The organism is Actinosynnema sp. NPDC037264 (assembly GCF_055603705.1).
On the sequence record NZ_JBVJVK010000041.1, the window covers coordinates 52,903 to 78,591 of the forward strand.

Below are 25,689 nucleotides of genomic sequence, written 5' to 3' on the forward strand. Positions count from 1 at the left end.
TGCATCGAGGTCCCCTGCCCAGGGTGGTGCATCGAGGTCCCCCGCGCAGCGCCGTGCATCGCAGAACGGGCCGACGTCCCAGGCGAGGCTGCGCGCCCCCGGTGCCTCTGAGACCGCGTGCCCTCGATACACCCACTCTGGGCAAGGGGGCCTGCGGTCAAGGTCGACGTGGTGCTGCCGGCCTGACCGCCATACCGAGCAGCCCCACACGAAACCGGAGCCGACGTCGTGGCCCACGCGCCACCCTCGTCACGCCGGAAGGCGCGCCCGTGATCTTCCTCGCCCCACCGGCGGCGTCCGGCGTGACCGGGCGGGAGTTGCCCGGTCGACAAGGGCGAGGACTGGCCCTGATGCGGGTGTGACGGGCCACACCAGGCACAATCAGAGGTTGACGACCGTCGTCGCGTTGAGGAGGAAATCCCGTGGAACACGGTGAGCTGCGTGGCGTGGTGGCCCTCGACGGGCCCTCCGGCACCGGCAAGTCCTCCGCGGCGCGCCGGCTCGCGGCCACTCTGGGCGCGCGTTACCTCGACACCGGCGCGATGTACCGCGCGGTCACGTTGGCCGTGCTGCGCGCCGGCGTCGACCTCGCCGACGCGGCCGAGGTCGCCGAGGTCGCGAGCGCCGCGCTGGTCGTGCAGGGCACCGACCCGGACCGCTCGACCACGGTCCTCGACGGCGCGGACGTCGGCGCCGAGATCCGCGGCCCCGAGGTCACGCTGGCCGTGTCGCCGGTCTCGGCCGTGCCCGCGGTGCGCGAGCTGCTCGTCGCCGAGCAGCGCCGGATCATCGCGGAGGCGTTGGAGCAGGCGGGCGGCATCGTGGTGGAAGGCCGGGACATCGGCACCGCCGTCGTGCCCGACGCGCCGCTCAAGGTCTACCTGACGGCCGACGCCGAGGCCCGCGCCCAACGCCGCGCCAAGCAGGACAGCGCGTCCGGCCGCGAGTCCACGCTGGACGCCACGCTCGCCGACGTGCAGCGGCGTGACGCCTACGACTCGTCACGCGCGGTGTCGCCCTTGCGCGCCGCCGACGACGCGGTCGTGCTCGACACGACGTCGCTCGACCTCCCGGGCACGCTGGCCGCGTTGCTCGACCTGGTGGACGCCCACGGGCTGCTGGCCCAGCCGAGCGGACGGGTGCGCGGGTGACCGGACAGCTCCCCGAGGGGTCGGCGCCCTGGCTGCACGACGTCGGCCGGTGGATCGGGCGCACACCGCTGCGGGCACTGTTCCGCGTGCGGGCGCGCGGCGTCTCGCGGATACCGCTCGAAGGCCCCGTGGTCGTCGTGGCCAACCACAGCTCGATGGCGGACGGGCCGATCCTGTTCGGCCTCCTGCCCCGGCGCGTGGTGTTCCTGATCAAGCAGGAGATGTTCAAGGGCGTGGCGGGCACGCTGCTGCGCAAGATCGGCCAGCTGGCCGTGCGGCGCGGCGAGCCCGACCGGGCGCCGCTGCTCGCCGCGCAGAAGGTGCTGCGGGCCGGTGGCGTGGTGGGCGTGTTCCCCGAGGGCACCCGCGGCACGGGCGACGTGGCCGAGGCGCAGGCCGGCGCGGCGTGGCTCGCCCGCTCGACCGGCGCGGTCGTCGTGCCCGTCGCGTGCCGGGGCACCCTGCGCCCGCCCGGAACCCGACGGCGGTTCCGGCCCGTGGTGGACGTGCTCGTGGGTGAGCCGTTCGAGCTGCCGAGCGACAAGGGTCGCCAGGCGCTCGTGAAGGCCACCGAGCAGGTCCGCGATCGCTTGGCCACGCTGGTGGCCGAGCTCGACAGTCAGCGAGGAGAAGTCAGATGACGGACTTGGACGGCACCTGGGCGGACGAGTCCGACTGGACCGCGTTCGACGAGACGGTGGAGGGCGAGGAGGGCGGCACGCCGCCGATGCCCGTGCTGGCCGTGGTCGGCCGCCCGAACGTGGGCAAGTCGACGCTGGTCAACCGCATCATCGGCCGACGTGAGGCGGTCGTGCAGGACGTGCCCGGCGTGACCCGCGACCGGGTCGCCTACGACGCGCTGTGGAACGGCCGCAAGTTCACCGTGGTCGACACCGGCGGCTGGGAGCCCGACGCGGTCGGCATGATGGCCTCCGTCGCCGCGCAGGCGGAACTGGCGATGGCCACGGCCGACGCGATCCTGTTCGTGGTCGACGCCTCCGTCGGCGCGACCACCAACGACGAGGCCGCGGTCAAGCTGCTGCGCCGGTCGAAGCGGCCCGTGCTGCTGGTCGCGAACAAGGTCGACGACGAGCGGCTGATGTCCGAGGTCGCGTCGCTGTGGTCGCTCGGCCTCGGCGAGCCGATCCCGGTGTCCGGCCTGCACGGACGCGGGTCCGGCGACATGCTCGACGCGATCCTCAAGGCCCTGCCCGAGACGCCGCGCGAGACCTACGAGGCCGTCCGCGGCGGCCCGCGCCGGGTCGCGCTGGTCGGCCGGCCGAACGTCGGCAAGTCGTCCCTGCTCAACCGGCTCAGCGGGGAGGACCGCTCGGTCGTGCACGACGTCGCGGGCACCACCGTCGATCCCGTCGACTCGCTGGTCGAGCTGGACGACGAGGTGTGGCGGTTCGTCGACACCGCCGGGCTGCGCAAGCGGGTCAACTTCGCGTCCGGCGCCGAGTACTACGCGTCGCTGCGCACGAAGGCCGCGATCGAGTCCGCCGAGGTGGCGATCGTGCTGCTGGACGCGTCCGAGCCGATCAGCGAGCAGGACCTGCGGGTGCTGACGATGGTCGTGGAGTCCGGGCGCGCGTGCGTGCTGGCGTTCAACAAGTGGGACCTCGTGGACGAGGACCGGCGCCACGCGATGGTGCGTGAGCTGGAACGCGGACTGGTCCGGGTGCCGTGGGCCGAGAAGGTGAACATCTCGGCGTTGACGGGACGCGCGGTGCGCAAGCTCGCGCCCGCGCTGCGGACCGCGTTGAACTCCTGGGACACCCGCGTGCCGACCGGCCGGCTGAACTCGTGGCTGAGCGACCTGATCGCCGCCACCCCGCCGCCGGTGCGCAGCGGCAAGCAGCCGAAGGTGCTGTTCGCCACCCAGGCGAGCACGCGTCCGCCGACGTTCGTGCTGTTCACCACCGGTTTCCTGGAGGCCGGGTACCGGCGGTTCATCGAGCGCAAGCTGCGCGAGGAGTTCGACTTCCAGGGCAGCCCGGTGCGCATCTCGGTGCGGGTGCGGGAGAAGCGCACGAAGAAGTGATCGGCCGGACGGGGGCCGTTCGTCGCGGCGGGTTGCTCCGGCAGGCGGAATGCTGTTGCCTGTCGTCGTGCCGGTGCGATTGGTCCTCGCCGATGACGAGGCGCTGCTCCGTCGGGGGCTGAAGGTCCTGCTCGAAGCGGACGGCCGGGTCGAGGTCGTGGCGGAAGCCGCGGACGGCGCCGGCCTGCTGGAGGCCGTCCGCCGGTGCCGGCCGGACGTGGCGCTGGTCGACGTGCAGATGCCGGGCATGGACGGGCTGGCCGCGTTGAGGGCGCTGTTGAGTTGGCCCGACCCGCCGGCGTTGGCCGTGCTGACGACGTTCGACCTGGACGACTACGTGACCACAGCGTTGGAGCTCGGCGCACAGGGCTTCCTGCTCAAGGACGCCGAGCCGGAGGCCTTGGTGCGCGCCGTGCTCGACCTGGCCGCCGGGGGAGCCGTGCTCGACCCCCGGATCACCGCCCGGCTGCTGCCCAGGATGCGTGCCGCCAGGCTGCGGCGGAGCCCGCAGCTCGACGGCCTGAGCGCGCGTGAGCGGCAGGTGCTCGAACTGCTGGCGAGCGGGCAGCCGAACAGCGCCATCGCCGGGGCGCTCGGCCTCAGCGAGGCGACGGTGAAGAGCTACGTGTCCACCGTGCTCACGAAGCTCGGCGTCGAGAACCGCGTCCAAGCCGCCCTCGTCGCGCACCAGGTGGGCACGTGGTGATCGTCCTGGAGGTCCTGGCCGTCGTGGTGCCCGCCGCGATGGTGCTGCTGGCCGACCACGTCCCGTACACGTGGTCGATCCCGACGGCGCTGGCGGCGTGCGCGCTGCTGCCGGTGCGCCGGTGGCGGCCCTGGGTCGCGGCGCTCGCGTGCCTGCCCGGCCTGGTCGGCGGCCTGGGGCTGCCGCCCACCGTCGTCGCCCTGTACCGCATCGGCCGCAAGTCCACCGTGCCGGTGATGATCACTTGGGTGGCCGTGGCGACCGTGCTGCCGTCCACGGTGGTGGTCGTCAGCCAGGGCCTGGCTCCCGGCGCCGCGCTCCTGACGTTCGCGTTCAGCCTGTTCGTGGCCGGCGCGCCCACCGCGCTCGGGGCCCTGATCACGACGAGACGCGAGCTGACCGCGAGCCTCGCCGAGGCGTCCCGGGCCCGGATCGCCGAGGTGGAGGCGCGCGAGGACGGCGCCCGTGCGGCGGAACGTGCCCGGATCGCCCGTGAGATCCATGACGCCGTAGGTCATCACGCCACCCTCATCGCGGTCGAGTCGGCCGCCCTCGCCGCCACCACGGAGGACGTCAAGACCCGCGACACCGCCCTGCGCCTGCGTGCGTTGGCGAAGGAGGCCCTGGCCGAGATGCGTGCGGCGCTCGGACTCCTCAACACCGAGCCGAGCCCGGGCTTCGACGGCCTCTCGTCCCTCATCGACCGGGCGCGCGCAGCCGGCCTGACGGTCGACTACGAAGACCGAAGCGAACATCCCCCACCACCAGCCACGGGCCGCGCGGCCTACCGCGTGGTGCAAGAAGCGCTGACCAACGTGACCAAACACGCCCCCGACGCCTCCGTCCACGTGCGACTGTCGCAACAGGACGATCGCCTACGCGTGACCGTGACCAACGACCGCCCCTCGACCCCGCCGGCACCGTCCGACCAGGGCGGCCACGGCCTGCACGGCCTGAAGGAGCGGGTGACCCAGGCGGGCGGCACCCTGACCACCACGGCCCGCGCCGACGGCGGCTTCGTGATCGACGCGACCCTACCGACGGGTGCGTCGAAAGTTGACGCAGATGACTCGACTTTCGGCGGTAGTGCACGAAACCCGGCGAACGCATAGTAGTTCGAGAGGCGTCGCCCGGGGGAACGGCGAGACCGAGGGGACCAGGGGCCCGCCAAGCGCGGGCCCCTGCCATTTCCGCAGGTAGGCCGCCTGATCGACCAACCCGGGGGGTCGTGTCGGAGGCCCGTTGGGAGTGCGCTAAGCTATGCGCGCACCCCACAACGGGATGCGGCCGGGACGTGGCGCAGTTTGGTAGCGCACTTGACTGGGGGTCAAGGGGTCGCAGGTTCAAATCCTGTCGTCCCGACGGCCAAGAGGGTCTTCGCAGGTCAGACACTGCGAGGGCCCTCTTTTTATGATCTTGGTTCGTTCTTCGAGGTCGAGCACGCCGCTCAGCGACACCTTGACTCGGAGGACTTCCGCGATGCCTCTGCTGGACCTGACCAAGATCACCACCGGCCTGTCGAAGACCTGGACGGGCTACCTGCGCGACTGGGACCGGACCCTGCGCTCGGCCGGTCACCCGGAGACCACCCGCTACAACTACCTCCTCGCCGCCACCCAACTGGCCCGCTACCTGGCCGAGTACTCGCCCGACCCGGATGCCGACGACGCGGCCGACGACCCGTGCGAAGTGACCAAGGCCCACGTCGAAGCGTTCCAGGCGTGGATGATCGAGACCCGCTCGGGTGCCACCGCGCTGAATAAGCACAAGGGCCTGCAGCAGTTCTTCAAGTGGCTGATGCTGGACGAGGAGGACATCGACCGGTCACCGATGGAACGGGTGAAGCAACCCCAGGTGCGGAAGAAGCTCATTCCGGTCATCCGCGACGACGACACGAAGCGCGTGTTGGACACCTGCAAGGGCAAGGACTTCGTACACCTCCGCGACGAGGCCATCATCCGCCTCTACTACAACACCGGCGCTCGCCTCTCCGAGGTCGGCAACCTCACCCTCGACGACCTCGACATGGACACCGACTCGGCCCACTACCACGGCAAGGGCAACAAAGACCGCCGCGTCCGCTTCGGCCCGAAAACCGCCCGTGCCCTGAGTCGCTACCTCCGCGCCCGCGCCAAGCGCAAAGCCGCCGACCTACCGGATCTGTGGCTGGCCGAACGGGGCATCCGCCGCTTCGCGCCGAACGGCATCAAAAACATGCTCAAGCGCCGCGGCCTGGCCGCGGGTCTCACCGGCGTCCACGCCCATCGCTGGCGGCACAACTTCGCCCACGAGTGGAAATGCGCCGGCGGCGACTCCGGCGACCTGATGCTGCTGCTCGGCTGGACCTCTGAGGACATGCCCCGCCATTACGGCGAGAGCGCGGCTGCCTAGCGGGCTCAGGAGACGCAACTGCGGATGGGGATCGGCGAACATGTCTGAGTCTCGGAGTCGCGCCGGCGGGGGTGTGCAGGTTCGAATCCCTGGCAGGGCTACACGCAGACGGTCCCAGGTCGGACCAGCGATTTTCCGCCGGGATGTTGGTGATCCGCCAACCTGCGCCGCAGGTCCAACGGCACCCGGTGGAACAACCGGCAGCTGCTGTTCCACATGCTCGTCGGGTTCCTCATCATCCGCGCGCTGCTGGCCCTCGTGCGCCTGTTCGACCGGCTCCCGCCCGCGGTCAGCCGAGGCTTCGCGCGCCTGCTCAACGCAGCCACCAGGCCGTTCGACGTGGTCAACTACGCCGGCTCGTGGCTCGGCGGCTCAGTGCTGCGACGTCGCCACATGGCCGGCCTCTGCGATGGCGTGATCGCCGCGCTGCACCGACGGCTCGACCACGAGACGGACGCCGAACTCGCTCGCGGCATGCACTACCCGACGCGCTGGGATCCGTTCTATAAAGATTTCATGACCCTGGCCGACGTGTACCGCTTCCCCGTCCAGCACTTCGACTTCCACCCCGCCAGTTGACCTTTGGTGATCCAGCTTGACGGAGTTCGCCGTTTCGACGTGACCACGGTTCGAGTCCATGGTCTGTCACCTCGAAGCCGTGGACGTCGGACGGGTCCTCGGCAACGGCGCTGTGCTGGACTTCCGCACGTCCGGCCCGGAGCTAATCCAGGCACTGCACTCCTGGGGCGTGGCCCGGATCTCCGACCATGGAGGCCACGCGGAAACCTCGAAGTAGTGCTCAGGTAGCCACCGGCAGGTTCGCCAGGCGCCATTCGAGCATCCCGTCGGCCAGGCGTCGGGCGGTCAACCCGTGGGTGGTGAGCAGGCGGACGGCGTCGTGGGCGAGGACGCAGTAGGCGCCGCGGCAGTAGGCGACGATGTCCTGGTCGGCGGGGAGTTCGGCGAGTCGGTCGGCCAGTTCGTCGAGTGGGATCGACAGCGCGTCCGGGATGTGGCCGGCTGCGTACTCCTCGCGGGGCCGCACATCGATCACGGTGACCTGTCCGGAGTGGACGCGGCGCTGGAGTTCCTCGCGGTCCACCTCGTCGGTCGCTGGGCCGCCGAGGTAGGCGGAGGCCGCGATCGCGACGTCGGCCAAGTGGTCGTCGGCAACGGCCCGGACCAGTGCGAACAACGCCGCCACGTCGTCCCCGGCCAACCGGTAGTAGATCTTGGTGCCGTCACGGCGGGTGGTCACCAGACCGGCGTTCTTGAGCGTCTGCAGGTGCGCTGAGGCGGTGGTCAAGCCCAGCCCGGCGGCACGGGCCAGCGAGTCCACGCTGCGCTCACCCTGCGCGAGCAGGTCCAGCAGTTCCAGTCGCTTGCCGCTGCCCAGTGCCTTGCCCACGCGGGCGAACTGCTCGAACAAGGCGGTCTTAGCGTCCCGGTCACCCATGATTCTCCAATCATCCTTGGAATAGTGTAGAACATGGGTGCGGCGGGACGTTCCGCCGGTGGAGTCGGGAGGTGCCGTGGGCACGGTCGAGGTCGTTCCGCTCGTCGACGAAGGGCTGGGCAACTCCGCCTACCTGGTCGATCTCGGCGACGGTCGGGCGCTGGTGGTCGATGTCAGCATCGACCTGCGCGAGGTTTCCCGTGTCGCCGGTCGTCGGGGGTTGTCGGTGGCGTTCGCCGCGGACACCCACCTGCACGCCGACTTCCTCTCCGGCTCGCGGCAGCTGTCGGCGATCGGTGACACGCGGGTGCTGGCCTCGGCGGACGGGCATCGCGAGTTCGCGCACAGTGGACTGCGCGACGGTGACGAGGTGGACCTGGGCGGGTTGCGGCTGAGGGCGCTGGGCACGCCGGGGCACACGCACGAGCACCTGTCGTTCCTCCTGCTCGACGGTGACCGGCCGGTCGGTGTGTTCACGGGTGGTTCGCTGCTGGTGGGTGCGGCGGCGCGGACCGACCTGGTCTCGCCGGAGCGGACCGAGGCGTTGGCTCGCGCCCAGTGCGCGTCGTTGCGGCGGTTGGCCGAGCTCCCCGACGAGGTGGCGGTGTGGCCGACCCACGGCGCCGGATCGTTCTGCTCGGCGCCGCCCGGCGCGGACCGGGTCAGCACGATCGGTCGGGAGAAGGCCACCAACCCGCTGCTGGCCGTCGAGGACGAGGACGCTTTCGTGGCCCGGTTGGTGGGCTCGCTGGGCAGCTTCCCGCCGTACTTCCTGCGGTTGGGCGAGGTCAACCGCCGCGGGCCCGCGATCCTGGACGGGCCGCCGGCGCTGAAGCCGCTGGCGGTCGACGCCGTCCGGGCCTTGCTGGCGGACGGGGCGCACCTGGTCGACGTGCGGCCGGTGCCGGCCTTCGCCGCCGCCCACGTGCCGGGGGCGTTGTCCATCCCGCTGCGGCCGGTGTTCGCGTCCTGGCTGGGGTGGCTGGCCCCGCACGACCGGCCCTTGGTGATCGTGCGAGGAGCTGATCAGGATCCGGTCGAGACCGCGTGGCAGGCCGCCAAGATCGGCTACACCAACCTCGTCGGGGAACTCGCGGGCGGTCTGGACGCCTGGACCGCGGCGGGGCACCCGACCACGGGCACCCGGCTGGTCGGTCCGGAGCACGTGCGGGGCGCGGTCCTGGACATCCGGCAGGCGTCGGAGTTCGCCGGCGGGCACGTTCCCGGAGCCCTGCACGTCGAACTGGGCGATCTGGTCGGCCGCGTGGAGGAAGTGGGCGCCGAGCCGCTGGTGGTGATGTGCGGGCACGGTGAGCGCGCGATGGGCGCGGCCAGCCTGCTCGAACGCGCCGGTCACCGCGACCTCGCCGTGCTCACCGGCGGACCCGGCGACTGGGCCTCGGCGACCGGCCGCTCGTTGGAGACCGGCGCGTGAGCACCGCACCGTCGACCCCGCGGCTGGGAATCCGGGCGAACCTCGCCCAGTTCAGCCTGCTGGTCGGGGTCAACGCCCTGGTCGGCGGCGTGCTCGGGCAGGAACGCACGGTGCTGTCCCCGTTGGCCGAGCAGGCGTTCCACCTGACCGGCTACACGTTCCTGCTGACGTACGTGCTGGCCTTCGGGGTGACCAAGGCCGCGACCAACTACGTCGCGGGCACGTTCTCCGACCGCTACGGGCGCAAGCCGGTGCTGGTGGCCGGGTGGTTGGTCGCGATCCCCGTGCCGCTGATGCTGATCTGGGCGCCGTCGTGGGGTTGGGTCGTGGCGGCCAACGTGCTGCTCGGGATCAACCAGGGGCTGACCTGGTCCACGACCGTGATCATGAAGATCGACCTCGCCGGACCGTCACGCCGCGGGCTGGCGATGGGTCTGAACGAGGCAGCGGGCTACGTCGCGGTCGCGGTGACCGCGCTGGCCACCGGCTACCTCGCCGCTCGTTACGGGTTGCGGCCCGCGCCGTTCCTGCTGGGCTTGTCCTACGCCGCCCTCGGCCTCGGCCTGTCGGTGTTCTTCGTGCGCGAAACCCGTGATCACGCGCGACTCGAGGCCGGACGGCACACCGCCCGCGCCGACGGACGGCATGACCACCTGCACGCCGACCTCACCGACCGGCAGGTCTTCGCCCACACCAGCGTGCGCGAACCCGCGCTGTCGGCGACCAGCCAGGCCGGGATGGTCAACAACCTCAACGACGGCCTGGCCTGGGGCCTGTTCCCGATCCTGTTCGCCACCGCCGGGCTGTCCGTGGCCCGGATCGGCGTCCTGGCCGCGCTCTACCCCGCCGTGTGGGGACTCGGGCAGCTGGTCACCGGACCGCTGTCCGACCGGTGGGGACGCAAGCACCTCATCACCGCGGGCATGCTCGTGCAGGCCGCCGCCCTCGCCTTGACCGCCGTCGCCCACACGTTCGCCGCCTGGGCCGTGGCCGCCGTGCTGTTGGGCGCGGGCACCGCGATGGTCTACCCGACGCTGCTGGCCACCATCGGCGACGTCGCCCACCCCGCGTGGCGCGCCCGTGCGGTCGGGGTCTACCGGCTCTGGCGCGACGGCGGGTTCGCCGTCGGCGCGCTCCTGTCGGGCGTGGTCGCCGACCTCGCGGGCATACGGGTCGCCGTGTGGGTGGTCGCCGCCGTCACCGCCGCCTCCGGCCTGATCGTCGCCGTGCGCATGTACGAAACCCACCCGCCGAGCCACCGCTCACCTTCCCGGGAGGACGACACGTCGTGAGCGTCCCCGCCGGGCTCGGCCGCGGCACCATCGGAGCGGACCTGCTCGCCGCGGCCAGGGGGATCACCGCGCACGTCAAAGGGAATCGACCTCGCTGGGTTCCTTGACGGCGGCGACCCGTTCGACGGTGCCCAGCTTGAGGCGTTCCCGGCGACGCACGGTGAAACCGGCTTGTTCGACGAGCGGCAGCGGTCGGCGGGTCTGGTAGTCGCCGAGCATGCGCACCGACAGCCGCTCCAGCAGCCGCTGTCCGAAGTGGATCAGCCGATGATGACTGCCGACGTGGTCGAGCAACAGGAGTAGGCCGCCCGGCCGCAGCACGCGGTGCATCTCGTCGATCGCCGCTCGCTCGTCGGGCACTCCGCACAGACCCAACGTGCAGACCACGGTGTCGAAGGCGGCGTCCGGGAACGGCAGCGCTTGCGCGTCACCTTCAAGGAGCGTCACGTCGCGGTCGAGCCGCGCGGCACGGTCACGGGCGCGGGCGAGCATGGCGGGGCTGAAGTCGACACCCGTCAGCCGGATGCCGGTGGGGTAGTGGGAAAGGTTGAGCCCGGTGCCGATCGCCACTTCCAGCACTTCACCTGAGGCTTGCGAGCACACCCACTCCCGGCCGCCGCCGAACTGGACCTTCTCGACCAAGCCGATGTCACGGTCGTACCGGCCCGCGTACCGGTCCCACTTGCCGCGCAGTCCCTCGTCCATGCCGTCCTCCCGTCCGAATGTCACCACGTCACCGGCAGTTCCACCAGTCCGCCGGTGAGGGTGTCCCGTCGCACGACGAGTTCCTCGACGGGCACGGCCAACGTCATCGTGGGGAACCGGGGGACGAGGTGCGTGAGCACCGCCTGGAGTTCGATGCGGGCCAGCGGCGCGCCAATGCAGTACCGCGCGCCGTGGCCGAAGGCCAGGTGCGGCTGTGCCGGGCGGGCGATGTCGAACCGGTCAGGGTCGGTGAACACCGCCGGGTCGTGGTTGGCGGCGCCGATGTCGAGCAGGACGAGGTCACCCGCCCGGATCACGACGCCGTCGACCTCCAGGTCGGTCCGGGCGTACCGGGGGATGCCGCCACCACCCTGGACCGGCGCCCGCATGATCTCCTCCACCGCGCTCGCGACCAAGCTCGGGTCTTGCCGCAGTGCCTGCCACTGGTCCGGGTACGCCAGCAGGTGCAGCACGCCCATGCCGATCTGCACCACGGTCGTCTCGTGGCCCGCGAACAGCAGCGCCATCGACAGCATCGCGGCCTCGTCGTCGCCGACGTCGTCCACCGCGCACAGGCGCGAGATCACGTCGTCGTCCGGCTCACGCCGCTTCCGGGCGACCAATCGCTTGCCGTACTCGAACAACGCGCCCAGCCCGCCCAGCGAGCGGTCCCGGTCGTGGATGTCGGAGGCGGCCTGGGTCCAACCGCGGAACTCGTCGCGGTCCTCGTACGGCACGCCGAGCAGCTCGCAGATCACCAGGACGGGCAGGGGCAGCGCGAGCGCCGCGTGCAGGTCGACCGGCCGCGGTCCGGCGGCCAGGTCGTCCAGCAGGCGGCCTGTCAGCGCTTCGACGCGTGGCCGCAGCGCCCGCATCCGGCCCGGCGTGAAGTGCGGTTGCAGCAGTGACCGCATCCTGGCGTGATCGGTCCGCTCGGAGTCGAAATCACCCAACGGGCCACCGAACAACGCCGACTCCCCGGTGCGCGCCGCCGTCTCCGGGGTGCGGTGGGCGCGGCCGAGGCGGTCGTCCACCAGCAGTCGCCGTACCCGGGCGTGGTCGGCGACCCACCACGCCTCGTCGCCCACGGCGGTCCGGACCTTGTGCACCGGGCCTCGCGACCGCAGCGCGCCGACCACCGCCGGGACGTCGAGCGGATGGCCCTGCTCGAACGGCAACTGGACGCTCATGCATACCTCCAGGGTTGTTTACTCGCTCATGTATACGTAGCAGTAAACAAAGGTACATGTATATTCCCGTGTCAACAAGGAGGTGGACGATGACGGCAGGCACCAAGCGCATGCCCCGCGCCGAACGGCGGGAGCAGATCCTGGACGCCGCGACCCGTGCGTTCGCGCGGACCGGCTTCGCCGCCACCGGCTTGGACGACGTGGCCGCCGAGGCGGGCATCACCCGCGTGATCCTGTACCGGCACTTCGAGTCGAAGACCGACCTCTACCGGGCCGTCCTCGACCGCGCCTGCGCCCGGCTCGACGGCACCGTGGGGTCCGACGACTTCGACGAGGGCAGCATCCCCGCGCTGCTGGCGGCAGCCGCCTCTGATCCGGACGGGTTCCGCCTGCTGTTCCGCCACGCGGTCCGGGAACCGGAGTTCCGCGACGTGGTCGACCGGCTGCGCTCGGCGTCGACCGAGGTGACCCGCCGCCACCTGGCCGAGGTGGTCCCGGCCGGGCCGTGGCGGGAGTGGGCGGCGGCACTCGTGCCCGCGGTGGCGTTGGAGGCCGTGCTCGCCTGGCTGGACGCCGGGCAACCCGAGCACGCGAGCGCCCGGATCGAACAAGCGATCGGCGGCGTCATCCAAGCCGCCCGAGCGACCGAGGCGCTGACCGCGCATGGGCCACCCCTGTGGGGTGTCAAAAGCCAGTCACATGGTCTGACCTGCGGTTAGGCTGCTGCAGGTTCGTACTCGTTGATCAGGCCGCCGAGGACTGGTCGACGGCGTATCGAGGTGTAGTCCGGCTCTGCGATCGGGTGGTCCGGTCGTGGTGGGGCGAGTTGTAGGGCTTGGTGTGGTCGGCGATGGTTGTAGTGGGTCGCGTAGAGGTCCAGCACCGGGCGCAGGTGGTGATCGCGGTGCGGCGGGCGTAGTAGGCGGACCGGGAGACCTCAAGCAGCGTGCACGCCCGATGGACGTTGCCGCCGCCCACTCGCTCCGCCTCGATGAACGGGTAGACGTTCACCGGATATCCTTGGCGAAGAAAGCCGTGGCGCGCTTGAGGATCTCCACGTCCTCGGTCAGTCGACGGTTCTCCCGCCGCAACCTCGCGAGCTCCTCCCGCTCGTCGGTGGTCAGCCCGTCGGCGCGGGTGCCGGCGTCACGTTCGGCCTGCACGACCCATTGCCGGACCGCGGTCTCGGTCAGGTCGAAGTCCTTCGCGACCTGACCCACCGACCGGTCACCCCGCGAGCACAACTCCACGATCTCGGCCTTGAACTCCGGGGTGAACGACCGCCGTGGCCGCCGCTTCTTCCTGCCCATGGGCTCCATGATGGGACATCCCTCCGGGGACACGCGTCCCCTGATCTCAGATGTCCGTCAGAACGGGTCAAGCCCAGCGCATCCCGTTGCGGGCTTGGCGTGACTACGGAGGAAGGCGGCCATGACAGTAGTCGACTACCGGGCGTTGTGCGGGATGCCGGAAACGGGCAGAGTTGCGTGGGTCGAGCGCGAGCGCCCCCACAGCGGCTCGCCGCAGTGGGCGCTGTCGGTGATCGAGTCGGTCGAGACGCATGCTTCCGTCTCGACCAGGCGCGCCGGTGGCCTGGATCTGCCCGCGTTCGACTTCGCGGTCTGGTTCCTGCAAACGAGCGTGCGGCTCGGTGACCTCACGCCTTCGTACGCGGCTTACTGGCTGCTCAGGTTCGCTGCGGTCGCTCAGCGGGCGCCGCATCACGGGTTGCCTGATCTTCTGAGACCGGACCGGGTGGCGCGGCACACCATCGAGTCGTTCCCGTTGACCTTGGAACGTTATCGGGAGGTCTCCGTCAAGTGGGCACGGGAGGCCGATGAAGACAAACCGGCCGATGAGGAGTTCCGATTGATGCAGGACGTGTCGTGGACGCTGCCCTCGCTGGCGTGGGTGCGCGACGCCATCGTCGATCCCATGCTGCGGGACGAGGTCGACACCTGGCTGGCTGCTCACTGAGCGGTCCGCTTGCGGAGGGCCTGTGGGATTCCGATCAGGGCCGATGGCGTAGCGTCATCGCGATTCCGCCCGAGCCTGGCTCCATGACTCCTCTACTCGGCCAGTTACCTTGGCTGTTGACCTGGAAGAACAGGACCAAGCACGTCGCTCAGTCGTTCTGCGACTGGGGTTTGTGCCGTTATACCTGGGTGAACATCGTGGTGTTCGGTTCGAGGGGCGGTTCATGAACTCCTTGACTGGGCGTCGACCGAAGTGAAGTGGTTCGGCTGAATGATCGAAGCACGGCCAGATCCTCGGTCGATCCGTCCTGCCTCGCGGACGCGCCCGGTCGATCGGTGGGGTCGGTGACCTGGCGCGGTAACCGCGATCATTACGATCTGGAATGTGTGACCCGTTGTGCCGTGACTGGCGCCCTGCCGACTCAGCGATCAGCGCGGCAGACCAGCCCACGCCCGAACCAGGTCCATCGCCTTCGAGAAGGTGACCAGTCCTAGGTCGAGCACCCACACCTCGTCCTTGAAGTGTTCGAAACCCAATTGCGACCACAGGCGGCCGAGCTTCGCCACGGCGAAGTCACGCTCGGCGGCGGAAATCTCCTCCACCACCTCGCCCTTCGCGGTGCGACGCTCCGCCGGCGCTGCCCGCAGGACCACCAGCCGACGGCCGGCGGCCAGGCGCTCGATCATCATCCCCACGCAGAGCGGACCCAGACCGTAGCCACGCCAGGCGGGTTCGAGTCGGACCGTGTCGATGACCAGCATTCCGGAACCGAACGGCTCGACCATGTCGTCCAGGTTCGCGTCGAGATCGCCGGTGGAGTCGAACACCGCCGGAGAGGGAGGTGCCCGCGCCGCGCAGTCCGTCGCGCCTCGCATTGGGCGACGGTCGGTCGGTCGCAGGCCGCTGTCCCCCTTGAGGACTACAGAAAAGTGTCCACACCAAGGGGATTCGTAGCACCGCGGTCTCCCATAGGTTTCGCTGGCGACGACGTCAGTGCGTCGCGGCATGCCGAGACCTGGAGGCAAGGGCCTTGAAGACGATGCAACGGTCAGCGGGAGCCGGTATCCCTCGGAGGTTCATCAGTGCGGTGATCGCGGTGGCGCTCGGCGTCTCCGCGGTGGCGGCCTGTGACGCCGCCGCGGAAGGAGATGCGACGAGTGAGGACGCACCACCGGTTGTCGCCGAGGCGGCCGCCACGCCACGCATCACCTGGGACACGTGCCCGGCGTTGGCCGAGGGCGCCAGTCGCGACCCCCGGCTCACCTGCGGAACGGTGAAGGTTCCGCTGGACTACCGGGACCCCGGTGGCGAGCAGATCGAGGTGGCCGTCTCGAAGCTGCCGGCAGCGAAGTCCCGCGACCGCCGCGGTGTCCTGCTGCTGAACCCGGGCGGCCCGGCGTTGCCCGGCTTGGACACCCCGGGTGTCGTGGCGCCGACCCTGCCGCCGTCGGTGCTGGCGGCCTACGACCTGATCGGCTTCGACCCGCGTGGGGTCGAGCACAGCACCCCGCAGAGCTGCGGCCTCGACGACCCGTCTCTCGCCGGCCTCTTCCCGTACCCGGCGGCGGACGGCTCGATCACCGCGAACGTCGACCACGCCCGCACCGACGCCGAGCGGTGCGCGACGAACGCCGGCGAGAAGCTCCGGTACTTCACCACCGCCAACACGGCGCGCGACCTGGACCGCATCCGCACGGCGCTCGGTGAGGAGAAGATCTCCTACTGGGGCCAGTCCTACGGCACGTACCTCGGCGCCGTCTACGAATCACTGTTCCCGGAGCGCGCCGACCGGGTGGTCCTCGAGGGCAACGTCGACCCCACGAAGGTCTGGGCCAGCGCGACGGACAACTGGGGCAAGGCCATGTCGGAACGCTTCCCCGACGCGGCAAAGGTCGCTGCGGCACAGCACGCCACGCTCGGACTGGGCGGCACCGTCGACGAGGTGACCCAGAAGTACCTCGCACTCGCCGACCGCCTCGACCGCACCCCCGCGCCCGTCCCCGGCACCCCACTGGCCCTAACGGGTTCGGTGCTGCGCACCGTCACCTACAGCCTCCTGCTGCACAACGAGACCCTCCCGGTGCTCGCGCAGTTCTGGAAGGCCGCCGTCGGGCTGGCCGACGGCGTGCTCACCGAGGCGGACGGCCAGGTGCTGCAGCAGGTGTTCACCGCGCCGCCGCCGACCCCGGGCGTGCCGGCCGACAACCAGGCCACCATGTTCCTGGCACTGACCTGTGGTGACGCGCAGTGGTCCGACGAAGTCGACGAGTACGCCCGCCGCACCGCCGAGGACCGCGCGGCCTGGCCGCTCACCGCGGGGATGCCCGCCAACATCTGGGCGTGCGCGTTCTGGCCGAAGCCGATCGAAGAGCCCGTCCGCGTGACGGGCGAGGGACCGCGCAACACGCTGATCCTGCAGAACCGCAGGGACAACGCCACACCGTGGGAGGACGGCCTCGGGCTGTACGAGGTCCTCGGCAAGCGAGCGGCTTTCGTCGGCGCGGACAACGGCGGGCATTACGTCTACAACCAGGGCTCCGCTTGCGTGGACGAGGCCACCGTGACGTTCCTGACCACCGGCCGGCTGCCGGACAAGCAGGTCGACTGCACCGACGTCGCCCCGCAGTGACCGTGGTTGCCGGCGGTGAGCGTCGGTGGACGGGGAACTCCTGGTGCACCCGGTCCGGTCGAGGCTGCTTCGCGGGACTTGCCGCACGGCGTTGTAACTATTACAGTTACGACTGGGTTCGAGGGGTGGAGGAGGTCGACGTGAGCGCGAACAGCCGACTGACCATAGCGGCGCACGCCTTGACGTGGATCGGGTTGTACCAGCGGCGCGGCCACGAGGTCGCCACCTCCGACCAGATCGCGACGAGCGTCAACACCAACCCGGTGGTGATCCGCCGCCTGCTGGCCGAACTGCGCAGGGCCGGCCTGGTCGATTCGCAGCGGGGGGCGGGGGCGGGCTGGACGCTCGTGCGGGACCTGGGGGAGGTCACCCTGCTCGACGTCTACCAGGCGATCGAGCCGGGACCGCTCTTCGCCCTGCATCGCTCGACGCCGAACCCCGAGTGCGTGGTGGGCCACGGCATCGGGCCGGTGATGGCCGCCGTGTACGACGAGGTGGAGGCCGTCTTGCGCGGCGAGTTGGCCCGGACCACGTTGGAGGACGTGCTGCGGGACGTCCTGAAAGCCGCCTGACCTCAAAAAACGCCTGAACTCGGCGCGTTGACTTCTCCTGCTCGAGGAGAAGCGTGCTCTGCACCCACCGACGTAACAAAAATGGTTACGTCAAGGAATCGGAGGATCTCATGGGACAGCTGGACGGTAAGAGCACCCTCGTCACCGGTGGCTCCAGCGGCATCGGCTTGGCGATCGCCCGCCGCTTCGCCGCCGAGGGCGCGACGGTCTACCTCACCGGCCGCCGCAAGGCCGAGCTGGACGCCGCCGTCGAGCAGGTCGGTGCCCGGGGCATCGCCGTCCAGGGCGACGTCTCGGACCTCGGCGACCTCGACCTGCTCTTCGCCGAGATCGCGAACCGCAGCGGTCGCCTGGACGTCGTGGTGGCCAACGCCGGGGTCGGGGAGTACGGTCCGCTCGGCGCGATCACCGAGGAGGAGTACGACCGCACCACCTCGATCAACCTCAAGGGCACGATCTTCACCGTCCAGAAGGCGCTGCCGCTGCTGACGGCCGGTGCCTCGGTGGTGCTGCTCTCCTCCAGCGCGGCCCTGCGGGCCGTCCCCGGCCTGGGGGTCTACGCCGCCACCAAGGCCGCGATCCGCAACCTCGCCCGCACCTGGGCCGCCGAGCTGGCCGGCCGGGGGATCCGCGTCAACGCCCTCACTCCCGGCTTCGTCGAAACCCCCGGCGGGGACGAGCTCCGCGCCGCTTTCCCGCACGGCGACGGGCCCACCGCGGCCGAACCGTCCCCGCTCGGGCGCGCCGGCCGTCCCGACGAGGTCGCCGCCACCGCCGTCTACCTGGCCGGCGACCAGAGCACTTTCACCACCGGCGCGGAACTGGTCGTCGACGGCGGTGTCACACAGCTCTAGCACTCCGGCCGCACTTGGTGATCAGGTGTGCCAGGAGATGTCGGACCCCGCCGAGGGTGAGGCGCAGCCATCGCGTCATGTCGCGGTACTGGTCGGGGTCCGGTGGAAGGATTGCCGTGGCCCAGTCGTACAGCCGTGGTCCTTTGGCGCGGCACCACCGCGTCGGCCACCTGGGGTGTGCGCGCAGGTGCTGCCGGCGCACTGCGGCAGCTGATCGCCAAGAAGGTCGGCTTCTCCGGGAACGGGCAGTGGCTGAGACTCAGCGGCACCAAGGACGACAAGTTGATGCAGGTGGCCGAGCAGTTGGGCGCCAACGTGGTGACCGGGACAGGGGAAGGCAGATGGACGGCGATTTCGGCACGCTTGCTATCCGGCTCGATCGACGGGTGAGCTCTCCCGAAGAGATCCCGCGCGTCATCACAGCGGCCAAGTGATGGATGAGTTCGACCACGTGACCCTCAGTGAAGCGGAACTCGACTCGATCCACGGCCGGTGGATCCGCGACCGCAACCGAGGGCGGGACGACCAGGAGTACCAGGAGTCCTGGGGTGAGGAACAGTGCGGTGGTTGTCGGTTCTGGATCCCGCTGGCGGGCCGGGTGGGCAACGACTACGGCGCTTGCTCGAACGCTCGAACGCTCGGTCGCCGTTCGACGGGCGTGTGCGGTTCGAACACGACGGCTGTGACGTCTTCGTCGATGCGGGTCGATGGGTGAGTCCCGACGACATCGCCTGAACCGGCTCGACCGAAGTTCCACGGGGCACTCCGGTGCCAGTGGGTAAGCGGCGTTCAACCCGGGGCGAGAAAGAAGCCCTAGGCGCAGCGGCGCCAACGGCGTTGGTCACGCTCAGGAGACCAGTCGGATCAGCACAGCCGGGCATCCACGCCGTGTTGGTCGACGAGGCAGTGGGGCGGCAGCACGTCAACGGCTGTCCCCGGGTCTCGTCGTGCTCCCGCCTCGCCTGCGTGGACGGGGTGGTCGGCAGGCACGAGGGCGCCGTCTCGCAGGGCGCAGGGTGGGACTGATGTTTGTTGCCCGGCGCGGCTTCGGGTACCTATCCTGTGCGGGACGCGGGCATTCCTTCTGCCGCGACCATTTTCCCGGGGGGATATCGTGCGTACTTTCCGCGGCGCTAGAGCCTGCGCCGCCGCGCTTCTGGTGGGGACGACCCTGACGGTCGGGGCGCCCGTGGCGGTGGCCGCGGAGCCGCCTGTCGCGCCGTACACGGCCATGACGGTGCACTTCGAGGGCTGGGACGTGGACGGCAACTTCTCGTATGAGAGGTCCCGCAACACGCTCCAGGTCTTCCAGCAGACCACCAACGGGTACGCGTTGGCGATGTCCGGGTCGACCAGCGGCCACGCGCACTGGCACCACCTCGACGTGTCGCCGCCGAACGGGACGCGGTTCGAGGCCGGCCGGTCGTACCCGACGACGAGCTCCTACTCGCCGCTGGACGCGATCACGGTGTTCAACATCAGCGGTGACGGGCGGGGGTGCTCGGCCTCCGGCACGTCCTCGGGCACGCTGAACGTCCACGAGGCCGTCTACGACGACGCCACCGGCCAGTTCACCGTGTTCGCGGCCGACTACTCGGTGAAGTGCGGCGGGACCACCGAGGTCTTCGCGAAGGGCGAGATCCGGTTCCAGTCCGGTCTCGGCTACCGGGCCGCCGACACCTGGGGGGAGCACGCGCTCCGGTTCGGCGAGCAGCCGTGGGGGCGGACGGGCACGCCGAAGGAGGTCCCGGTCGAGGTGAACGGCACCCTGCCGACGACCTTCGGCGCGGCGACGGTGGCGGGCGCGAATCCCGCCTCGTTCCGGATCACGGCGGACACCTGCTCGGGCAAGACGCTCTCCTACGGCCAGAAGTGCTCGCTGACCATCACGCCGACGGCCATCGGCAAGGGCGAGCAGACGGCGCTGCTGACCCTGCCGGAGGACTCCGTCGGTGGCAGCGTCACGCGCAAGCTGACGCTGGTGGGCTACGACGCGCGCGGCGACCGGGGGACCTACTTCCCGCTCGCGCCGTACCGCGTGCTGGACACCCGATCCGGTCACGGCGCGCCGGCGGTCGCGGTCGGTTCGGGCCAGTCGGTCCGGTTGCAGCTGGCAGGCCAGGGCGGGGTGCCGGTCGAGGCGTCGACGGTCGTGCTGAACGTGACGGTCACCGGGCCGTCCGGCCCGGGCCACATCTCCATCTACCCGACCGACGTGGCGCGGCCGACCGTGTCGTCGTTGAACTACACGCCCGGCTGGACCGGGGCGAACTCGGTCACGGTGAAGGTGGGCGCGGACGGCGGGGTGCACCTCTACAACCACGGTGCGTCCGTCCACCTCGTCGCCGACGTCAACGGCTTCTACTCCAAGGGCCGCGCGAGCTACCTGGGTGGGCAGTACCACCCGTTGGCCAGGCCGGTGCGCCTGGCCGACACCCGTGAGTGGGGCATCGGCCGACTGCCGGCGGGCTACTACGTCAACGTCGCCGCGTCGTGGGACACCTCGACCAACGGGACGATCCGGGCCTTCGCGGTGAACATCACCGCGACCGACACCCGCGCACCCGGCTTCCTCGCCGCCTGGAACGGCTCCGGCGCCAGCCTGCCGAGCACGTCCACGCTGAACTACGGGACCGGCAGCACCGTGACGAACTTCGCGGTGGTGCCCACCATGAGGTGCTACGACTGCGGCGGCGGCGGGCACGGCCTGCCGTCCATCGGCGTGTACACCAACCAGGACACCCACGTCATCGTGGACATCGTCGGCTTCTACGACGACAGCTCGCTGCCGGAAGGGCTGCGCTTCGAACCGGTCGTGCCCAAGCGGATCGCCGACACCCGCACGGGCCAGAACTGGCCGTCCGCGATCGGCAACGCCACGACCGCGACCATCGTCGTGCCCGACTCCGTCGTCGGCGCCGACACCTGGGCGGTGGCCACCAACGTCACCGCCGTCCAGCCGACCGCGGCCACCTTCCTGACGGTGTGGCCCGCGGGCTACACCGGGATCGAGCGCCCGAACACGTCCAACCTCAACCTGGATCCCGGCGCGATCACGCCGAACGCCGTGCAGACCATGATCGGCCCCGATTACGGCTTCCACGTCTACAACAACCGCGGCTCGACCCACGTCCTGGTGGACGTGGTGGGCACCTTCTACCTCGACGGGGTGTCGCCGACCGCGTCCGCGTCGGTCCAGGGCGCTATCCCCGCCCCGAAGGCGGAACCCCTGACCTCGCCGCGTCGCGCAGTCGCGAGCTGAGGGCAGGCCACCTCCGGCGGTAACCGATGCCGCACACGCAACTTCGGTCGCGTGTGCGGCATCGGCGTGTCCGGGTGCGCCGCAGTTCGACGCAACAGGGATGAGGACGATCACCGACCCGGTCCAGTCCTCCGCCCGAAGGGGCGGAAGGGTCGTGGTCAGGTCCCGGGCGGCTGCGGTGGCGCGTCGGCGTTCGACGAGCCGCCGTGGTCGCGGGCGGCGGCGATGGCGGTGACGATGTTGTGGTAGCCCGTGCAGCGGCAGAGGTTGCCGGAGATGGCGGTGCGGATCTCGGCCTCGGTGGGGGAGGGGTTGTCGCGCAGCAGTTCCGTCGCCACGGCCAGGACCCCCGGTGTGCAGAAGCCGCACTGCAGGGCGTGGTGGCGGCGGAACGACTCCTGCAAGGGGGTGAGGGACGTGGTCGCCAGGCCCTCGACCGTGGTGATCTCGCTGCCCTCCGCCTGAACCGCCAGGACGCAGCACGACCGGGCCGTCGCGCCGTCCAGCATCACCGTGCACGAGCCGCACGCGCCGTGCTCGCAGCCGACGTGCACACCGGTGAGGCCCAGGTCGTGACGCAGGAAGTCGGCGAGCGTGCGGCGGGGTTCGCAGTCGGCGGTGCGGGTGTGGCCGTTGACCGTGACGGTGATCTTCACCCGGCCACCGCCTGACGCAGCGCCCTGCGGGTGAGCACGGCCGTCATGTCGCGACGGTACGCGGCAGGGGCGTGCACGTCGTCGACGGGGTCGGTCGCGGCTGCCGCGGCGTCCGCCGCCGCGGTCAACACCTCCGGTGTGAGGGCTTGGCCTCGCAGCAGCTCTTCCGCCGCGTGAGCGCGGATCGGGGTGGGCGCCGCACCGGCCACGGCGATGCGGGCCTCGGCGACGACGCGGTCGGTGAGCGTGATCGAGGTGAAGACCGCCGTGATCGCCAGGTCGTTGGGGCGGCGGCTCAGTTCGGCGATGCCGTGGCGGGCGGTCGGCGGTGGCAGCGGGACGCGGATGCCGGTGAGCAGTTCGTCGGAGGCCAACGCCGTGCGGTGCGGGCCGCGGAAGAAGTCACGGGCGTCGACCTCCCTCGTGCCACCGGGCCCCTGGGCCGTGAAGACCGCGTCCAGCGCCAGGCACACCGCGGGCAGTTCGGCCGCCGGGTCGGCGTGCGCGACGCTGCCGCCGACCGTGCCGCGGTTGCGCACGGACACGTGACCGACGTGCGTCAGGGCCTCGGCCAGCAGTGGCACGGCCCGGCGCACGACCGGGGACGTCTCGGCGGCGCGCAGCCGGGTCAGCGCCCCGAGCACGAGCGTCGAACCGTCCTCCTCCACGCCGGTCAACGGCAACCGGGACACGTCGACCACGACCTCCGGCCGTCGCGACCGCGTGTTCAGCAGCGGGATGAGGCTCTGGCCGCCCGCCAACGCGACGGCGCCCCGCGCGAGCGCGTCCACCGCGATGTCGGCGGTGGACGCCCGGACGTAGTCGAACCGCGCCGCCTTCACCGCTCGGCTCCCGCCCGGATCGCGGCCAGCAGGTCCGGCGGGGTGATCGGCAGCGACGTGATCCGCACGCCGAACTCCGCCGTCGCGTCCTCCACGGCGTGCGCGATCGCCGCCCCGCCACCGATCACCCCGGCCTCCCCGGCTCCCTTGAAACCGCCGGGGATGTGGTCGGCGGGTGTCTCCAGGTGGTCGATGCCGAACGGCGGCACCACGCCGGCCGTCGGCAGCAGGTACTCGGCGAACGACCGGGTCAGCGCTTCCCCCGAGCCGCCGTAGGCCAGCCGCTCGTACAGCGCGCCGCCGATGGCCTGCGCCGCGCCGCCTTGGAGCTGCCCCTCCACGATCATCGGGTTGATCACCGTGCCGCAGTCGTGGGCGATGAGGTAGCCGAGGAGTTCCACGACTCCTATCTCCACGTCGACGGAGGCGAGCACGGCCGTGCAGCCGAACGCCGTGGCGACGTTGACGGGGTCGTACACCTCGCGCTCGTGCAGCGTCGGATCTTCGTCGTCGGGCAGCACGCCGTGCGGTCGCCGGTAGGCCGCGTCACCGATGTCGGCCAAGGTCACGCCGCGGCCCGGCACGCCCTTGACCGATACGACGCCTTCGCTGATCTCCAGGTCGTCCGGCGAGGCCTCGAAGACGTGGGCGGCGATGCGCAGCACCTTGGCCCGCAGGCGGGTGGCGGCGTTGAGCACGGCCGCGCCACCGACCGCGGCGGCACGGCTGGCCGCGGTGCCGTACCCCGTGTACGGAGCGGAGTCGGTGTCGCCGGAGATCACCGTGACGTGGTCCAGCGGCACGTCCAGCGCGTGCGCCGCGACCTGCGCCAGCGCCGTGTGGATGCCCTGACCCATCGAGGTCTGTCCGGTGTGGACGGTCACGCGCCCGGTCGAGTCGATGCGCACGGCGGCTTCGTCGAACCCGGAGTGGTCCAGCCCCGACATGTTGACGATCCGCGACGGCGCGAACGCGGACACCTCGTTGTGGAAGGCGTAGCCGATGCCCACGTGCCCGCCCTCGGCACGCGCACGGGCCACCCGGTCGGCCCACCCGGCACGGCGCACGGCGTCGCGGCACAGGTCCAGGCACTCGGCGTACCGACCGGTGTCGTAGACGAACACCGGGCTCTGGTAGGGGAACTCGGTCACGAAGTTGCGCCGCCGCACCTCGTGCGGGTCGAGGTCGAGGCGTCGGGCCAGCGCTTCCACCACGTGCTCGTGCACGAAGTTCGCCTTGGGCAGCCCGTACCCCCGGTACGCGCCGTAGGGCGGCTTGTTCGTGACCACGCCGACGACGTTCAGCTCGACCGCCGGGATGGCGTACGGCCCGGTCATGACGGCGGCGGTCGTCCAGCACGGGCTGAGGCCGACGGTGCTGAAGTTGGCGCCGAGCACGCCGTGCACGGTGCCGCGCAGACCGGTGATCGTGCCGTCGGACCGGGCCGCCACCTCGACGTCGATGCGCTGCTCCCGCGCGTGCACGGTGGCGACGAAGCTCTCCCTCCGGTCCTCCAGGAACTTCACCGGCCGCCCGGACACGCGGGACAGGACCGCGGCCACCACCTGGTCGCCGTAGAAGCCGGACTTGCTGCCGAAGCCGCCGCCGATGTCGGGCACGCGCACCCGCACCTTGTCCACCGACAGGCCGAGGACCTCGGCGAACAGCTCGCGGATCAGGTGCGGGCTCTGGGTGTTGACCCACGCGTCCAGGTGCGAGGTGAACGGGTCCCACGTCGCCACGACACCGCGCGTCTCCAGGGACGCGCCCCACTGCCGGGCGAAGCGGAACGTCTCCCGCAGCACCACGTCGGCCCGCGCGAACGCCGCCTCCACGTCGCCCTGCGCGACCACGGCGCGGCCCGCCACGTTGTCCTGCCAGTCCTCGTGCAGCCGGGGCGCGTCCGGCGCCAGCGCCTGCTCCAACGTCGTGACGGCCGGCAACGGCTCGTACTCGACGTCGATCAGCTCCAGCGCGTCCTCGGCCGTGGCTCGGTCGACCGCGGCGACGGCGGCGAGACCGTGCCCGGTGTAGAGCACCTTGTCGACCGCGAGCGGGTACGCGACCGTCTCGGGCCCGTCGGGCGCCGACCGCCAGATCAGCGGCTGGGGTCGCCGCACCATCGACTTCACGTCCGCGCCCGTGACGACGGCGACCACACCCGGGTGCGCGGCGGCCGCGGTCGTGTCGATGCGCACGATCCGGGCATGCGGGTGCGGGCTGCGCAGGATCGCCGCCTCCAGCACACCGGGCGGCCGCACGTCGTCGATGAACACGGCCCGCCCCGTGAGCAGCCGCACGTCCTCCGCACGGCTCACGCGTGCGCCGATCAACCCACCGCCCACGGTCACCCCCTGTCGTCCACCTCGACCATGGCACTGAACGGAAGGGCGGGGAAGCACTCAGTCGGGTTACATCGAGACAGGTCCACTGCCTAGTAGTGCTTTGTTAGGTTTCGGCGTGTCGGGGGGGCACCGGGGCGGGCTGGGCGGTTTCATGTCCCGGTGACCCCTGATGAGCTTGCTCA

26 protein-coding genes and 1 tRNA gene are annotated in these 25,689 nt (G+C 71.0%); 18 read left to right on the forward strand and 9 right to left on the reverse strand.

What is annotated here, in order from left to right; genetic code table 11:
• Positions 1-422 precede the first annotated feature (422 nt).
• The 8 genes from cmk (at position 423) to ACZ7GX_RS32355 (ending at position 6,871) form a co-directional block, all read left to right on the forward strand.
• The gene (cmk, locus tag ACZ7GX_RS32320) at positions 423-1,151 is read left to right on the forward strand and encodes a (d)CMP kinase (protein ID WP_498782210.1); all 729 of its coding nucleotides are present in this window, start codon (positions 423-425) and stop codon (positions 1,149-1,151) included.
• Positions 1,148-1,792, forward strand: coding sequence for a lysophospholipid acyltransferase family protein (locus ACZ7GX_RS32325; RefSeq protein WP_498782212.1), 645 nt, complete (start codon positions 1,148-1,150; stop codon positions 1,790-1,792). The genes cmk and ACZ7GX_RS32325 overlap by 4 nt, the downstream gene beginning before the upstream one ends.
• Positions 1,789-3,195, forward strand: coding sequence for a ribosome biogenesis GTPase Der (gene der / locus ACZ7GX_RS32330; RefSeq protein WP_498782214.1), 1,407 nt, complete (start codon positions 1,789-1,791; stop codon positions 3,193-3,195). Before ACZ7GX_RS32325 ends, der begins: the two co-directional genes overlap by 4 nt.
• A 49-nt stretch (positions 3,196-3,244) precedes the next feature.
• Entirely contained in the window at positions 3,245-3,901 is a 657-nt protein-coding gene (locus ACZ7GX_RS32335; RefSeq protein WP_498782216.1) for a response regulator, read from the forward strand.
• Positions 3,895-5,013: a sensor histidine kinase gene (locus ACZ7GX_RS32340; protein WP_498782218.1), complete on the forward strand. Its 1,119-nt coding sequence runs from the start codon at positions 3,895-3,897 to the stop codon at positions 5,011-5,013. Before ACZ7GX_RS32335 ends, ACZ7GX_RS32340 begins: the two co-directional genes overlap by 7 nt.
• 176 nt (positions 5,014-5,189) lie before the next feature.
• Positions 5,190-5,263, forward strand: a tRNA-Pro gene (locus ACZ7GX_RS32345).
• Between the two features lie 117 nt (positions 5,264-5,380).
• Positions 5,381-6,292, forward strand: a complete 912-nt coding sequence (locus ACZ7GX_RS32350) for a tyrosine-type recombinase/integrase (RefSeq protein WP_498782220.1) — start codon at positions 5,381-5,383, stop codon at positions 6,290-6,292.
• A 216-nt stretch (positions 6,293-6,508) separates the two neighbouring features.
• Positions 6,509-6,871, forward strand: a complete 363-nt coding sequence (locus tag ACZ7GX_RS32355) for a DinB family protein (RefSeq protein ID WP_498782222.1) — start codon at positions 6,509-6,511, stop codon at positions 6,869-6,871.
• A gap of 220 nt (positions 6,872-7,091) precedes the next feature.
• On the opposite strand, the gene ACZ7GX_RS32360 is transcribed toward ACZ7GX_RS32355, so the two are convergent.
• Entirely contained in the window at positions 7,092-7,748 is a 657-nt protein-coding gene (locus ACZ7GX_RS32360) for an ArsR/SmtB family transcription factor (RefSeq protein WP_498782224.1), read from the reverse strand.
• A gap of 76 nt (positions 7,749-7,824) precedes the next feature.
• Here ACZ7GX_RS32360 and ACZ7GX_RS32365 point away from each other — a divergent pair, with 76 nt between their 5' ends.
• Positions 7,825-9,183, forward strand: coding sequence for an MBL fold metallo-hydrolase (locus tag ACZ7GX_RS32365; RefSeq protein WP_498782226.1), 1,359 nt, complete (start codon positions 7,825-7,827; stop codon positions 9,181-9,183).
• On the forward strand, positions 9,180-10,475 hold the full coding sequence (locus ACZ7GX_RS32370; protein WP_498782228.1) for an MFS transporter: 1,296 nt from the start codon (positions 9,180-9,182) through the stop codon (positions 10,473-10,475). The genes ACZ7GX_RS32365 and ACZ7GX_RS32370 overlap by 4 nt, the downstream gene beginning before the upstream one ends.
• 75 nt (positions 10,476-10,550) lie before the next feature.
• Here ACZ7GX_RS32370 and ACZ7GX_RS32375 read toward each other — a convergent pair whose 3' ends face one another.
• Positions 10,551-11,204 carry a class I SAM-dependent methyltransferase gene (locus tag ACZ7GX_RS32375; protein WP_498782230.1) on the reverse strand — a complete coding sequence of 218 codons (654 nt, stop codon included), beginning with the start codon at positions 11,202-11,204 and terminating at the stop codon, positions 10,551-10,553.
• Positions 11,201-12,370, reverse strand: a complete 1,170-nt coding sequence (locus tag ACZ7GX_RS32380) for a cytochrome P450 (protein ID WP_498782232.1) — start codon at positions 12,368-12,370, stop codon at positions 11,201-11,203. Before ACZ7GX_RS32380 ends, ACZ7GX_RS32375 begins: the two co-directional genes overlap by 4 nt.
• 89 nt (positions 12,371-12,459) lie before the next feature.
• On the opposite strand from ACZ7GX_RS32380, the gene ACZ7GX_RS32385 reads away from it, so the two are divergent.
• Positions 12,460-13,089 (forward strand): TetR/AcrR family transcriptional regulator, encoded by a 630-nt coding sequence (locus ACZ7GX_RS32385; protein WP_498782234.1) that lies wholly within the window; start codon positions 12,460-12,462, stop codon positions 13,087-13,089.
• A gap of 25 nt (positions 13,090-13,114) precedes the next feature.
• Here ACZ7GX_RS32385 and ACZ7GX_RS32390 read toward each other — a convergent pair whose 3' ends face one another.
• Positions 13,115-13,381 carry a hypothetical protein gene (locus tag ACZ7GX_RS32390; RefSeq protein WP_498782236.1) on the reverse strand — a complete coding sequence of 89 codons (267 nt, stop codon included), beginning with the start codon at positions 13,379-13,381 and terminating at the stop codon, positions 13,115-13,117.
• Positions 13,378-13,680, reverse strand: coding sequence for a transposase (locus tag ACZ7GX_RS32395; RefSeq protein ID WP_498782238.1), 303 nt, complete (start codon positions 13,678-13,680; stop codon positions 13,378-13,380). The genes ACZ7GX_RS32390 and ACZ7GX_RS32395 overlap by 4 nt, the downstream gene beginning before the upstream one ends.
• 121 nt (positions 13,681-13,801) lie before the next feature.
• On the opposite strand from ACZ7GX_RS32395, the gene ACZ7GX_RS32400 reads away from it, so the two are divergent.
• Positions 13,802-14,347 (forward strand): hypothetical protein, encoded by a 546-nt coding sequence (locus ACZ7GX_RS32400; protein WP_498782240.1) that lies wholly within the window; start codon positions 13,802-13,804, stop codon positions 14,345-14,347.
• 428 nt (positions 14,348-14,775) lie between these two features.
• Here ACZ7GX_RS32400 and ACZ7GX_RS32405 read toward each other — a convergent pair whose 3' ends face one another.
• Positions 14,776-15,174 carry a hypothetical protein gene (locus ACZ7GX_RS32405; RefSeq protein WP_498782242.1) on the reverse strand — a complete coding sequence of 133 codons (399 nt, stop codon included), beginning with the start codon at positions 15,172-15,174 and terminating at the stop codon, positions 14,776-14,778.
• 260 nt (positions 15,175-15,434) lie between these two features.
• Here ACZ7GX_RS32405 and ACZ7GX_RS32410 point away from each other — a divergent pair, with 260 nt between their 5' ends.
• The 6 genes from ACZ7GX_RS32410 (at position 15,435) to ACZ7GX_RS32435 (ending at position 21,664) form a co-directional block, all read left to right on the forward strand.
• Entirely contained in the window at positions 15,435-16,976 is a 1,542-nt protein-coding gene (locus ACZ7GX_RS32410; protein WP_498782244.1) for an alpha/beta hydrolase, read from the forward strand.
• Between the two features lie 140 nt (positions 16,977-17,116).
• Positions 17,117-17,548, forward strand: coding sequence for an Rrf2 family transcriptional regulator (locus ACZ7GX_RS32415; protein WP_498782246.1), 432 nt, complete (start codon positions 17,117-17,119; stop codon positions 17,546-17,548).
• Between the two features lie 110 nt (positions 17,549-17,658).
• Positions 17,659-18,402, forward strand: a complete 744-nt coding sequence (locus tag ACZ7GX_RS32420; protein WP_498782248.1) for an SDR family NAD(P)-dependent oxidoreductase — start codon at positions 17,659-17,661, stop codon at positions 18,400-18,402.
• Positions 18,403-18,537: 135 nt separating this feature from the next.
• On the forward strand, positions 18,538-18,792 hold the full coding sequence (locus tag ACZ7GX_RS32425; protein WP_498782250.1) for a hypothetical protein: 255 nt from the start codon (positions 18,538-18,540) through the stop codon (positions 18,790-18,792).
• Between the two features lie 43 nt (positions 18,793-18,835).
• Positions 18,836-19,117, forward strand: a complete 282-nt coding sequence (locus ACZ7GX_RS32430; protein ID WP_498782252.1) for a DUF3027 domain-containing protein — start codon at positions 18,836-18,838, stop codon at positions 19,115-19,117.
• Between the two features lie 516 nt (positions 19,118-19,633).
• Entirely contained in the window at positions 19,634-21,664 is a 2,031-nt protein-coding gene (locus ACZ7GX_RS32435) for a hypothetical protein (RefSeq protein WP_498782254.1), read from the forward strand.
• A gap of 158 nt (positions 21,665-21,822) precedes the next feature.
• Here ACZ7GX_RS32435 and ACZ7GX_RS32440 read toward each other — a convergent pair whose 3' ends face one another.
• Genes ACZ7GX_RS32440 through ACZ7GX_RS32450 form a run of 3 tightly spaced genes read right to left on the reverse strand, consistent with a single transcriptional unit; the run spans position 21,823 to position 25,513 of the window.
• Entirely contained in the window at positions 21,823-22,320 is a 498-nt protein-coding gene (locus ACZ7GX_RS32440; protein WP_498782256.1) for a (2Fe-2S)-binding protein, read from the reverse strand.
• On the reverse strand, positions 22,317-23,162 hold the full coding sequence (locus ACZ7GX_RS32445) for an FAD binding domain-containing protein (RefSeq protein ID WP_498782258.1): 846 nt from the start codon (positions 23,160-23,162) through the stop codon (positions 22,317-22,319). The genes ACZ7GX_RS32440 and ACZ7GX_RS32445 overlap by 4 nt, the downstream gene beginning before the upstream one ends.
• Positions 23,159-25,513 (reverse strand): xanthine dehydrogenase family protein molybdopterin-binding subunit, encoded by a 2,355-nt coding sequence (locus ACZ7GX_RS32450; RefSeq protein ID WP_498782260.1) that lies wholly within the window; start codon positions 25,511-25,513, stop codon positions 23,159-23,161. The genes ACZ7GX_RS32445 and ACZ7GX_RS32450 overlap by 4 nt, the downstream gene beginning before the upstream one ends.
• Between the last annotated feature and the right edge of the window lie 176 nt (positions 25,514-25,689).

Bases quoted from the DNA above. Each gene is read 5' to 3' on its own strand.
- ACZ7GX_RS32435 (WP_498782254.1), top strand. From the start codon at position 19,634: ATGACGGTGCACTTCGAGGGCTGGGACGTGGACGGCAACTTCTCGTAT.
- ACZ7GX_RS32420 (WP_498782248.1), top strand. From the start codon at position 17,659: ATGGGACAGCTGGACGGTAAGAGCACCCTCGTCACCGGTGGCTCCAGC.
- ACZ7GX_RS32385 (WP_498782234.1), top strand. From the start codon at position 12,460: ATGACGGCAGGCACCAAGCGCATGCCCCGCGCCGAACGGCGGGAGCAG.
- ACZ7GX_RS32360 (WP_498782224.1), bottom strand. From the start codon at position 7,748: ATGGGTGACCGGGACGCTAAGACCGCCTTGTTCGAGCAGTTCGCCCGC.
- ACZ7GX_RS32400 (WP_498782240.1), top strand. From the start codon at position 13,802: ATGACAGTAGTCGACTACCGGGCGTTGTGCGGGATGCCGGAAACGGGC.
- der (WP_498782214.1), top strand. From the start codon at position 1,789: ATGACGGACTTGGACGGCACCTGGGCGGACGAGTCCGACTGGACCGCG.
- ACZ7GX_RS32335 (WP_498782216.1), top strand. From the start codon at position 3,245: ATGCTGTTGCCTGTCGTCGTGCCGGTGCGATTGGTCCTCGCCGATGAC.
- ACZ7GX_RS32395 (WP_498782238.1), bottom strand. From the start codon at position 13,680: ATGGGCAGGAAGAAGCGGCGGCCACGGCGGTCGTTCACCCCGGAGTTC.
- ACZ7GX_RS32350 (WP_498782220.1), top strand. From the start codon at position 5,381: ATGCCTCTGCTGGACCTGACCAAGATCACCACCGGCCTGTCGAAGACC.
- ACZ7GX_RS32355 (WP_498782222.1), top strand. From the start codon at position 6,509: ATGCTCGTCGGGTTCCTCATCATCCGCGCGCTGCTGGCCCTCGTGCGC.
- ACZ7GX_RS32380 (WP_498782232.1), bottom strand. From the start codon at position 12,370: ATGAGCGTCCAGTTGCCGTTCGAGCAGGGCCATCCGCTCGACGTCCCG.
- ACZ7GX_RS32430 (WP_498782252.1), top strand. From the start codon at position 18,836: ATGGATGAGTTCGACCACGTGACCCTCAGTGAAGCGGAACTCGACTCG.